The following is an 11,975-nucleotide window of genomic DNA, read 5'->3' on the forward strand; positions in this document are numbered from 1 at the left end:
CCGTTAGGAACACAGTGTCAACAGTTAAGAAGTCAGCGCGCAAGTCGCTGATCTGGCTCGGCGCCCTCACCGCCGTCCTCTATACCGTGCTCGCCATTGGTGTCGGCACGGGTAGCACCACCTGGGCCCCGGGGCTCGGGCTCGACCTCGCCGGTGGACGTCAGCTCATCCTGACCCCCGAGGTCGACAACGGCGTAGAAATCACGCAGACCGACCTTGACCAGGCCGTCGAGATTATGCGCAACCGCGTTGACGCGAGTGGTGTGGCAGAGGCCGAGATCAGCACCCAGTACCCGAATATCGTGGTGTCACTACCGGGTAACCCTGACCAGGCCACTATTGATCTAGTACGCCAGTCGGCGCAGTTGCAGTTCCGAGCCGTGCTCGTCGAAGGTAGCGCTACACCGACCGCCACCGAGCCCGTCGCGAGCCCGAGCGCCGAGGCGAGCCCTGCCGAGGTTGTCGCTCCTAGCGCCAGCGCAGCACCGTCGCCGAGCCCGTCTGCGTCACAGGCTTCACTGTCACTGTTCCAGGAGGCGACTGATGAGCCGGCACCCTCACCGTCTCTCATCTCTGCCCCGGTACCTAGCGTCGATGCGTCCGCCGTACCTACGGACACCACCGTTCCGGTGACCGAGCCCGTACCAGGGGAGACCGATCCCTCCTCGTTCGACTGGATCACCCCGGAGATTTCAGCAGAGTACGCGCAACTCAACTGCCTCGACCCCGTGAACATCTCTGGTCGTGACCTGGGCGAAGCCGACTATGGGCACGTGGCGTGTGGAAGCACCACGCCTGCGAAGTACATCATGGGCCCTGTCGAGATGACGGGAACGGACCTTTCCGGCGCATCCTCCGGCCCGCACTACACCACCGCGGGGACCCTCGACGGCACCTACCAGGTGAACATGGAGTTCACGGCAGAGGGTGGAGCCAAGTTCGCCGAGATCACGGGCCGCATCGCGCAGCTCGAAGCACCGCGCAATCAGTTCGCAATCATGCTGGACGGCGCCGTGCTGTCGGCACCGCGTGTCCAGCAGTCCATTACCGGCGGCAGCGCACAGATCACCGGAAACTTCACTCAGGAAGAAGCTGCGCAGCTGGCTAACCAGCTCAAGTTTGGTGCGCTTCCCCTGACGTTCACCGTGCAGTCCGACGAGCAGATCTCCGCCACCCTCGGTGCCGAGCAACTGCAGAGCGGTCTGATCGCGGGTGCCATCGGCCTGGTGCTGGTCGTCATCTACTCCTTGTTCCAGTACCGCGCTCTTGGCCTAGTAACCATCGGCTCGCTGATCATTGCTGGACTTATCAGCTTCGCGGTGATCTCCCTGTTGTCGTGGGGCATCGGCTATCGTCTATCGCTCGCAGGGGTCGCCGGCTTGATTGTCGCGATCGGTATCACCGCCGACTCATTCATCGTCTACTTTGAACGCGTGAGAGACGAACTCCGAGAAGGGCGCTCTCTGCATAGCGCGATCGATCACGCCTGGAAGCGTGCCCGCCGCACCATTCTGGCGTCCGATGCGGTAAGCCTGCTCGCCGCCGTCGTTCTCTACACCTTCGCCGTGGGTGGCGTGCGAGGGTTCGCCTTCACCCTCGGACTCACCACGTTGGTCGACATCCTGGTGGTGTTCCTGTTTACTCACCCGATTCTGGTCCTGCTGGGCCGCACCAAGTTCTTTGGCGACGGTCACCCGATGTCGGGTTTCGATCCCAAGCAACTGGGCCGCGACACCATGTACAAGGGCCGTGGCCGTGTGGCATCACCGAGTGCCAAGAGCGTCTCTGGGTCGACGGGGGCCGATGGCTCGCCACTCACGCTCGCTGAGCGAAAGGCTGCTGCGGCCAAGGCCGCACAGCCGGCGCCGGCGGATTCCGCAGACGACGGAGCCTCTGATGCCACCGACCCGGCCTCAGCATCGGCCGAAGGAGAGAAGTAGCCATGGCGATGAACCTTGCACAGTGGGGAAATGCGCTCCACTCGGGGGAGAAGACCTACCCGATCGTTCAACAGCGCAAGCGTTGGTTCCTGATCTCGGGCATCCTGATGGTCGCAGCCATTGTGCTGCTGCTCGTCAAGGGCTTGACCTTGGGAATCGACTTTGAGGGTGGCACGCAGTTCCAGGTGTCGAACGCCAGCGATCCGGACCCCGCGATTGCGACGGAAGTCATTGAGAACGCCGTCCCTGACGAGGTGCCAGAGGTCTCCATCCTGGGTACGAATGACGTGCTGGTGCAGATTGGCGTGATTGAGCAGGAGCAGTCGCAGGAGATCACAGCGGAGCTCGCGGATGCCTACGACGTGTCAGCGGACGAGGTCGGTTTCACTCAGATCGGTCCCACGTGGGGAGCTGAGGTAGGTAAGAAGGCAGTTCAAGGTCTCATCATCTTCCTGATTTTGGTCGCCGCTGTCATCTCGATCTACTTCCGCGCATGGCGCATGGCAGCGGCCGCAATTGGCGCATTGGCACACGACCTGCTCTTTACAGTCGGCATCTATGCTCTGGTCGGCTTCGAGGTCACACCGGCCACGGTGATTGGCTTCCTCACGATCCTCGGCTACTCGCTGTATGACACCGTGGTGGTGTTCGATAAGGTGAAGGAGAACACCACTCACCTCACGGAACAGAACCGATATACGTATGAGGAACTCGCGAACCTCGCGGTGAACCAGACGCTGGTGCGGTCCATCAACACCTCCGTCGTGGCGCTGCTACCGGTGAGTGCGATTCTGTTTATCGGCTCATTCCTCCTGGGGGCCGGAACACTCAAGGACATCTCTCTTGCGCTGTTCGTCGGTATGGCCGTCGGGACGTATTCGTCGATCTTCGTCGCGACGCCGCTCGAAGTTTCCCTGCGCATGCGCGAGCCGCGTATCAAGGAGCACACGGCCATGGTGCTCAAGCTCCGCGAGACCGGCGACGTTGATGTGGCACACAAGGCGGATGGCTCGGTCGTCGTTGGCGCGCTGACCCCCGGCCGTCACCTGGGCACGCAGGCACAGCCCAGGCGCAAGAAGAAGTAACTCGCGACTTTCATACGGAACGGCCTCGCCACTGCGGCGGGGCCGTTCCGCGTTGTGGTGGGTCGTTGGAACTAACCCGCGCCGATAGACTGGCCGGACATCGAGAGCGCACAGGGAGGCGACCATGACAGACACCCGTCCACCGTCTTCGTCGTCTGGCCCATTGGGGTTCCTGAGGCGCCCCACACGGGAGCCCACTGCCGTTGACGGGGTCGTCGAAACGTACCGCCGCATGTACCCCAAGGCACCTAAGACGGCCGCGATAGAGCGTGCCTACAAGGTCGCCGAGGTCGCGCACCGCGGTCAGGTACGCAAGAGCGGCGAGCCGTACATCATCCACCCCATTGCGGTGGCCCAGATTGTGGCCGAACTGGGACTTCCCGAGACGGTCATTGTCGCGGCTCTCTTGCACGATGTGGTGGAGGACACCGAATACCCCCTCGAGACGATGCGGGAGGAGTTCGGCGACGAGGTCGCCATGATCGTTGACGGCGTGACCAAGCTCGACAAGGTTCATTACGGCGATGCCGCTCAGGCTGAGACCGTGCGCAAGATGGTCGTGGCCATGGCCAAGGACATCCGCGTGCTGTTGCTTAAGCTGGCGGACCGCCTGCACAACGCTCGTACCTGGAAGTACGTGAGCGCGGAAAGCGCGCGGCGCAAGGCACAGGAGACCCTCGAGATCTACGCGCCCCTCGCGCATCGCATGGGTCTCAACGCGATCAAATGGGAGCTCGAGGATCTGTCCTTCCAGACGCTGTACCCCAAGATCTATCAGGAGATCGTCGACGTCGTGACCGAGCGTGCCCCAGAGCGCGACAAGTACCTGGCCGAGGTGCGCGGCGAGATCGACAAGGACCTGAAGTCCATGAAGATCAAGGCGGCCATCACCGGGCGCCCCAAGCACTATTACTCGGTCTACCAAAAGATGATTGTGCGCGGCCGCGACCTCAATGAGATTTACGACCTCGTGGGCGTCCGCATTCTCGTGGACTCGGTGCGGGACTGCTACGCGGTTCTGGGAGCGATGCACGCCAGGTACCAGCCTGTGCCGGGTCGCTTCAAGGACTACATCGCCATGCCCAAGTTCAACCTCTATCAGTCGTTGCACACGACGGTGATTGGCCCCTCGGGCAAGCCCGTTGAACTGCAGATTCGCACCCACGAAATGCACCGCCGCGCCGAGTACGGACTCGCGGCGCATTGGCGCTACAAGGAGAACGCTAGGGCGTCGGATGGCTCGAGCAATTCACCTGAGGGCATGGGTTGGCTGCGCCAGATTGCCGATTGGCAACAGGAGACCGCCGACCCCAACGACTTCCTCGACAGCCTGCGCGGTGAAATCTCGCGGGCAGAGGTGTATGTATTCACGCCCCGAGGACGGCTGCTCGCGCTGCCGCAAGGGGCAACACCGGTGGACTTCGCCTACGGCGTTCACACCGAGGTGGGCCACAAGACCATTGGCGCGAAGGTTAACGGCCGCCTGGTCTCACTAGATTCAACGCTGGACAACGGTGACACGGTCGAGGTACTCACTACTACGGACGAGAACGGCCACCCCAAGCGCGACTGGCTAGAGTTTGTCCAATCCACCCGTGCGCGCAACAAGATCCGTCAGTGGTTCACCCGCGAGCGTCGTGAAGAGTCCGTCGACACCGGCCGCGACATGCTCGCACGTGCCATTCGCCGCCAGCACTTGCCAATGCAACGTCTAATGAGCAAGTCGACGCTGCTCGCACTCGCCAAGGAAATGCACTACGAAGATGTGGACTCGCTCTACGCCGCCATCGGCGAACATAAGGAGCAAGCTGTCGACGTCGTCACCCGCATGGTGGAGGCGGTGGGTGGCACTGAGGGTGCTGACGAAGACATCACAGAGATCACCCGACCGGGTACTCAGCAGCGCGTGCGCAGGGGAGACCCAGGAGTGTCAGTGCACGGCATATCCGACGTCGTCGTCAAACTGGCCAAGTGCTGTACGCCGGTCCCGGGCGATCCCATCCAAGGCTTCGTCACACGCGGCTCAGGCGTCAGCGTGCACCGCGCGGATTGCGACAACCTCGCCGCGCTCAAGGCGCAGGAAGAGCGCCTGATTGACGTCGAGTGGACGGGGCAGTCGGAGACCACCTTCCTGGTGCAAATTGAGGTCGAGGCGCTGGATCGCAACAGGTTGCTGTCCGACGTCACCCAGGTGCTCTCGGATTACCACGTGAATATCCTGTCGGCAGCAGTATCGACCAGTCGCGACCGCGTGGCGCTCTCCAGCTTCTCGTTCGAGATGGCTGACCCGTCTCACCTGGGCGCCGTCCTGGGTGCGGTCCGGCGCATTGACGGTGTGTACGACGCGCGCCGAGTGACCGGCAAGCATCCAGGAAAGCGGCCCGCTTAGCCCGGACGCAGCGCCTGTCCACAGATTGTGCCTCCACCCCCTCACGGCATGTGGGGCCGTGACACGCTGGCAACATGTTCCTCGTCGACGCAGCCGGCTTTGGCGCCACGTGCTACGGGCGGATGGTGCGCGACGGCGTCGTCGTCCCCGCGACCGGCCGCTATGGCTTGCCGCTAGACATCGTGGCGACGCCGGGTCTTCGTGCGTGCTGTGTGGCTCCCAGTGTTCCGGCACACACGGTATTAAGCGGAGCCGCAGGGTGGTGGGTGCGGCACGGGGGAGCGTGGCCGGGCCACGTGACAGTGGTGGGACAGCGTGGCCTCCATCGCGGGGTCCCGGTCCCCGAGTCCTCGCCCGTCAGCGACCGAGTGACATTTCATTCGGGACTCGCGTGGAGAGACGGTGGGCTAAAGATCGGGCCTGTGGCGGTGGCCAGCGACACGCGGTGTTGCGTCGATGCCATGCGATGGGACTCGCATCAAGGCGTCATTCCGATGGTCGTTGATGCTGTCGCGACGGGAAAGGTGACGCTCGCAGGCTTGCGGGCCGAGGTGCGTCGAGATGATGCGCGTGGCTCTGGCTACGCACGGCTCAGGGAACTGTGGCGGGAACTTGATCCGGTGCTACACTCGCTGGATTCCGTACGGAAATGAGAAAGTCGGCCCCGCCTGCACCAACAGGCCGGGCCGACTCCTCGACAAACTCGGATTAAGACAGACCCTCAATCTGCTTGAGCCAGGCCGTGCGCGCCGTCAGATCCTCAGTCAGCGACTTGACGGCCTTGGTGTCCTTCGCGGCCTTCGCCTCGGCAAGTTCAGCCTCAAGCTTCGAAATCGCGGCTTGGAGCTGTGCTGCGGCTCCGGTGGCACGGGCCTCGAGCTCGGGGTTGCGTGAGGTCCACGCGGACTCCTCGGCGTCCCGCACCGCCTTCTCGACGGCAGACATGCGCTTAGTCAGGCGCGCGATGTCACCGCGAGGTACCTGTCCGGCAGCCTCAAAGCGGTCCTGGGCGGTGTGTAGGGCCTTCTTGGTGAGTTCGAGGTCCTTGATCGGGAGCAGAGCCTCTGCTTCCACCACAGCGGCTTCTTTTGCCTCGACGTTGCCAGCGAGAGCCTCATCCTCGGCATCGGACGCACTGCGGCGCGCGTCGAAGAATGCGTCCTGGGCCTTCTGGAACTTCTTCCAGAGCGCGTCGTCGGTGCTGCGGCGCCCGCGACCGGAATTCTTCCACTCGCCCATCAGGTCCTTGAACGCTCGCGCCGTGCGGTCCCAGTCAGTGGACTCGGCCAGTGTCTGCGCCTTGGCGACGAGCGCCTCCTTCGCGCTTGCCACGGCGCCGTTCTCCTTGTCCAGCTCAGCGAAGTGGTGCTTGCGGGCCTTCTCGAATGCCGAACGCGCGTGAGTGAAACGCTTCCACAGTGCGCGTTCGGTGTCCTTGGGGACGCGTGCGCCGGAGCGCTGTGCTTCCTTCCAGCTGTCGAGCAGGTCGCGCAGCGTGGTGGTGTCATTCTTCCAGTGGACTGTCGCCACGTCCTTGGCTGCGATCGCCTCGGCCTTGACCACAATCTCCTCGCGCACCGCGATGGCGGCTTCTCGAGCGGCTTTGCGCTCCGCCTGGATACGGGAGCGAACCTCGGTCGCCTCGGCCTCGACGACGGCGAAACGCTCGCGCAGCGCTGCGAGATCGCCCACCACCACGGGGGTCTCGAGTCCGGAGGTGATCGACTTCATCGAGTCGTCGATGTCCTTGGGGCTGAGTTCCGCAGAACTCAGGCGGGCGTGGAAGCGCTCGATGGACGCCTGCAGTTCCGAGTACGCACGCACATAGGGCGAGATGGGCTCGTCACCCTTTGCTTCGCCAACTTCGTGCTTGGTCTCACCGTCGATAACGAATACCTTGTCGTCGACTACCTCGGCGTGCTTCTTGGCAGCGGCGAGTTCCTCCGGTGTGACGGGGTGCACCACGGGCACCTTGACGGGGTGCGTCTTGTGAGCAGCGACGTTTGCCGGGCTCGCCTGAGCAAAGGACCCGGGCTTGGGCGCTGCCGGTCGTGGCTTCGCGGTCGGCTTGGGCGCGGTCTTTGCCGACGACTTGGCGACTTCCGTCGCGGGCTTTACGTCGTCTGTTGTTGCCGCAGCCTCGTCGGCGGTGACGGCATCGGCCGTGGGCTTGGCTGATTCCGCTGCGGGCGCTACCGCCTCGTTGGCGGGCTCGGGAGCGGCCGCAGTTGCGGCTTCCGTGGCGGAATCGATGGCTTCGCTCGCTGCGACATCCGGTGCGTTTTCGTGCTCAGCGGAGTCGGAAGGAGGGGTGTTGGACGGGGTCATGAGACGGATACCTCGTTGATGATGACGGACTGCGCGGGACGGCCATCGGGGTCTCCGGTGATCGTGCCAGCTTGGGCAACATCCTCAACAATAGCGAGACCTTGCGTTACCTCGCCAAACACGGTGTATCCACCGGCCGCGTCGGATGGGATGACGGAGTCGTCATAGACGATGAAAAACTGGCTTCCCATGGACGCTGGATCGTTGCCGACGCGCGCCATGGCGAGGGTCCCAGCCGGATACAGGTCGTCCTGAGGCGTGTTTTCCAGGGGACCGAAGCGGTATGCAGGACCGCCGGTTCCCGTGCCGGTCGGGTCGCCACACTGAAGGACGTAGATGCCCTCAGTGGTCAGGCGGTGACAGTCGGTGTTGTTGAAGAAGCCATCCTGGCCGAGCGACACGAACGAGGCGACTGCTTGCGGGGCGTTCACCCCATCGAGCTGCACGGTGATGGGGCCCTGGTTGGTGTCGATGTCGACGGTCCATTCCCTGGCTTCCGCGAGCTCGGGACCTGGCGGCGTGAGCGAGTTTGCCCAACCTTCCGTGTCGACGTCAATATCCGAAGCTGAAGCCGTAGCGGTCGGCTCGGCACTGCTGGAGGGTACGACGGCAGGGGAGTCGTCATTGCTGGTCAGCATGACTGCTACCAAAACGACGATGACGACGGCCACGAGCGCGCCGGCGGCGTAGGCCGCCATCTTGCGTTTGCGTTGCTGCTCGACCTTGGCCGCGGCAATCTTGCGCTGAAACTCCGCATTGCGCTTCTGCTCGTACGCCTTGGACTGCTTCTTGCTGGTCATTCGTCGTCCGCCTCTAATGATGTGCCTGGTGCCGTGCCAGTCTATTGCGCCAGGGGTGGAACAATAGGCGCATGGCTCGCGTGCAACCACTGTCCGGATTCCCAGAATGGTCCCCTCAGGACCGGATCCTCGAATCTCACGTTCTTTCAACGCTGAGCGAGGTCTTCGCGTTGCACGGATTTGGCGAGATCCAAACGCGGGCGGTGGAGCCCATCGCGAGGCTAGCGGGGGACAGTGACGCGTCGAAGGAGATCTACACGCTGGGTCGTCTTACCGCTGAGGGTGATGCCGATGCCAAGCTTGGCCTTCACTTTGACCTGACGGTTCCGTTCGCACGCTACGTCGAGGAACGCCAGGGCCAGTTGCACTTCCCGTTCCGTCGCTTTCAGATTCAAAAGGTATGGCGTGGCGAGCGCCCGCAAGAGGGGCGCTACCGCGAGTTCTACCAAGCCGACATCGACGTCGTGGGCCGCGACACCCTGCCCGAGCACCTCGAATCCGAGGTCGCGATCGTCATGGCGCGCGCACTGGCAGCACTGCCAGTCCCGGCGGTCCGCATGCACGTGAACAACCGCCAGTTGGTGGAGGGCTTTTACGAGGGCGTGGGAATCACCGACGTCGCGGGCGCACTTCGCAGCGTCGACAAGCTCGACAAGATCGGCCCCGAGGGTGTCGCCAAGGAACTCGCGGGTAAGGGCATCGACGAACGTGCGGCCGATGCCCTCCTTCAGTTGGCAAAGATCTCCTCCACCGATGCGTCCTTCGCGCAGGCAGTAGAGGACCTGTGGGAGACCACGGTGCTCGTGCAGGATACGGCCGCCGTAGATGCTGCCCAGCTCAAACTCGCAAAGGGTATTGCGTCGCTTGCCGCCCTCGTCACAGCGGTGAATGCCGCGACCGCCGCTGATGGCACTGCCGGGGTCGCCGTCGCGGACCTGCGCATCGCACGCGGTCTCGACTACTACACGGGATCGGTCTACGAGACGTTCCTCACCGGTCACGAAGACCTGGGATCCATTTGCTCCGGCGGGCGCTACGACTCACTGATTGCCGGCGGTGGCTTTCCAGGCGTGGGGATGTCGATCGGTGTCAGCCGGCTTGTGAGCCGCATCCTGGGCGCCGAACTCGCTTCGGTGACCCGTTCGGTACCCAGTGCGGTGTTGGTGGCGGTGACGGACGAGCAAGCCCGTGCAGCATCGGCCGACATTGCGGACCGCCTGCGGGCCCGCGGTATTGCCTGTGAGGTGTCACCATCGGCGGCCAAGTTTGGCAAGCAGATTCAGTATGCGGACCGGCGGGGGATTCCTTTTGTATGGTTCCCCGATGCGGGCGACGGCACTGCTGGCGACGGTGAGGTCAAGGACATTCGTAGCGGGGATCAGACCCCAGCGGACGCCGACGTCTGGACGCCGCCTGTGGAGGACCTCGAACCGCGCATCGTTCACGGCTAGACTGAGCGGCAGTAGCGGGCGCTGAGGCGACCGCGCACACATTCATGAACATTCGCGTGCCCGCAGGACGGGCGCGCACAGGGAAAGGCACATCTTGCTCCGCACTCACCTCGCTGGAAACCTTCGCGCCGCCGATGCTGGTTCGACAGTCACACTCGCAGGCTGGGTGGGTCGTCGCCGCGATCACGGCGGGGTGGCCTTCATCGACCTACGTGATTCCTCGGGCTTTGCCCAGGTCGTTATCCGCGAGGACGTGGCGCACTCCCTACGCAACGAGTACGTCATTCAGGTGACTGGCGAGGTGCGCCTGCGCCCTGAGGGCTCCGCGAATGCAAACCTGCCGTCTGGTGAGGTCGAGATCGTCATCGACGAGCTCACCATTCTCAACGAGTCTGCGCCGCTGCCGTTGCCCATTGATGAGCACGTCGAGGTAGGCGAGGAGGCCCGCCTCAAGCACCGTTACTTGGACCTGCGACGCCCGCAGCCGCGCGCCAACATGGTGCTGCGCTCCAAGGTCAACCAGGCTGCGCGCCGAGTGCTCGAACGCCACGACTTCCTCGAGATCGAGACACCAACCTTGACGCGCTCCACCCCAGAAGGGGCACGTGACTTCCTGGTGCCCGCGCGCCTGTCGCCCGGCTCCTGGTATGCGCTGCCGCAGTCGCCTCAGCTTTTCAAGCAGTTGCTCATGGTGGCTGGTATGGAGAAGTACTACCAGATCGCCCGTTGCTACCGCGATGAGGACTTCCGCGCGGACCGTCAGCCGGAATTCACTCAGCTCGACATCGAGATGAGTTTTGTGAACCAGGACGATGTCATCGCGCTGGGCGAGGAGCTCGTCAAGGAACTGTGGTCGCTGATCGACTACGACATCGAGCTGCCCATCCCGCGCATCACCTACGCCGACTCGATGGCACGCTACGGCTCCGACAAGCCGGACCTGCGCTTTGGGCTCGAGCTGACCGAGATGACCGAGTACTTCAAGGACACGACGTTCAGGGTGTTTGCCGCCGACTACGTGGGCGCCGTCGTGATGCCCGGTGGCGCGTCGCAGCCCCGCAAGACGCTCGACAAGTGGCAGGACTGGGCCAAGTCGCGAGGAGCTCGTGGACTCGCCTACGTGCTGGTGCAGGAGGACGGCACTCTGACAGGTCCCGTCGCCAAGAACCTCAGCGAGACCGAAGTGGCCGGTTTGGCCGCCGCTGTCGGCGCGAACCCTGGCGACTGCATCTTCTTCGCTGCTGGTAAGCCCACCCCCGCGCGTGCGTTGTTGGGAGCTGCGCGTCTCGAGATTGGCGACCGTTGCGGCCTGATCGACCAGGATTCCTACAAGTTTGTCTGGGTGGTCGACGCGCCGTTGTTTAAGGCAATCGACGAGGACCCAGACGACGATGATGTGGTGCTCGGCACCGGCGCGTTCACCGCCGTCCACCACGCGTTCACGTCTCCCAAGCCGGAGTTCATGGACACGTTCGACAAGGACCCTGGATCCGCGCTTGCCTATGCGTACGACATTGTGTGCAACGGCAACGAGCTGGGCGGTGGGTCGATCCGTATCCACCAGCGCTCGGTCCAGGAGCGGGTATTCGGTGTGATGGGCATTGGTGAGGAGGAAGCGCAAGAAAAGTTTGGCTTCCTACTCGAGGCGTTCGGCTTTGGTGCGCCCCCTCACGGCGGAATCGCCTTGGGGTGGGACCGCGTCACGGCATTGCTGGCCAAGGCTGACTCGATCCGCGACGTCATCGCGTTCCCCAAGTCCGGTGGCGGTTACGACCCGCTCACCGCGGCGCCGGCTCCCATCACTGACGAGCAGCGCAGCGAGGCTGGCGTGGACTTTGTACCTGAGATTGACGATGAGGTCGACGTCCACGCCTAGTACCGGGATCACCGGAGTCTTCGCGACCCGACGCTGGAATTGAGTTACTTTACGTGCGCCGCTAGGTAGCCTTAGACGACCTCCGGGGGAATCGACCCGTCGTTCT

8 protein-coding genes are annotated in these 11,975 nt (G+C 63.5%); 6 read left to right on the plus strand and 2 right to left on the minus strand.

What is annotated here, in order from left to right; genetic code table 11:
* The first annotated feature begins 14 nt into the window (after positions 1 to 14).
* From secD to AOP73_RS11915, 4 genes are all read left to right on the plus strand, one after another.
* A complete protein-coding gene (gene secD / locus AOP73_RS10335; protein ID WP_061965635.1) occupies positions 15 to 1,940 on the plus strand; it encodes a protein translocase subunit SecD in 1,926 nt (641 codons plus the stop codon).
* Between the two features lie 2 nt (positions 1,941 to 1,942).
* Entirely contained in the window at positions 1,943 to 3,025 is a 1,083-nt protein-coding gene (gene secF / locus AOP73_RS10340; RefSeq protein ID WP_061965638.1) for a protein translocase subunit SecF, read from the plus strand.
* Between the two features lie 124 nt (positions 3,026 to 3,149).
* A complete protein-coding gene (locus AOP73_RS10345) occupies positions 3,150 to 5,414 on the plus strand; it encodes a RelA/SpoT family protein (protein ID WP_061965640.1) in 2,265 nt (754 codons plus the stop codon).
* A 74-nt stretch (positions 5,415 to 5,488) separates the two neighbouring features.
* Positions 5,489 to 6,067, plus strand: a complete 579-nt coding sequence (locus AOP73_RS11915; protein WP_152650638.1) for a hypothetical protein — start codon at positions 5,489 to 5,491, stop codon at positions 6,065 to 6,067.
* Positions 6,068 to 6,122: 55 nt separating this feature from the next.
* Here the strand turns inward: AOP73_RS11915 and AOP73_RS10350 are convergent, their stop codons facing one another.
* Both AOP73_RS10350 and AOP73_RS10355 read right to left on the minus strand, forming a co-directional pair.
* Positions 6,123 to 7,742, minus strand: coding sequence for a DUF349 domain-containing protein (locus AOP73_RS10350; protein WP_061965642.1), 1,620 nt, complete (start codon positions 7,740 to 7,742; stop codon positions 6,123 to 6,125).
* Complete coding sequence (locus AOP73_RS10355) at positions 7,739 to 8,542, minus strand: peptidylprolyl isomerase (protein WP_061965644.1); 804 nt, start codon at positions 8,540 to 8,542, stop codon at positions 7,739 to 7,741. Before AOP73_RS10355 ends, AOP73_RS10350 begins: the two co-directional genes overlap by 4 nt.
* A gap of 71 nt (positions 8,543 to 8,613) precedes the next feature.
* On the opposite strand from AOP73_RS10355, the gene hisS reads away from it, so the two are divergent.
* Together hisS and aspS are read left to right on the plus strand one after the other, a co-directional pair.
* Positions 8,614 to 9,993 (plus strand): histidine--tRNA ligase, encoded by a 1,380-nt coding sequence (hisS, locus tag AOP73_RS10360; RefSeq protein ID WP_061965646.1) that lies wholly within the window; start codon positions 8,614 to 8,616, stop codon positions 9,991 to 9,993.
* 94 nt (positions 9,994 to 10,087) lie between these two features.
* Positions 10,088 to 11,869, plus strand: coding sequence for an aspartate--tRNA ligase (aspS, locus tag AOP73_RS10365; RefSeq protein WP_061965648.1), 1,782 nt, complete (start codon positions 10,088 to 10,090; stop codon positions 11,867 to 11,869).
* Positions 11,870 to 11,975: the final 106 nt, after the last annotated feature.

Origin of the sequence: Demequina aurantiaca (assembly GCF_000975135.1) — a bacterium.
Lineage (GTDB): Bacteria > Actinomycetota > Actinomycetes > Actinomycetales > Demequinaceae > Demequina > Demequina aurantiaca.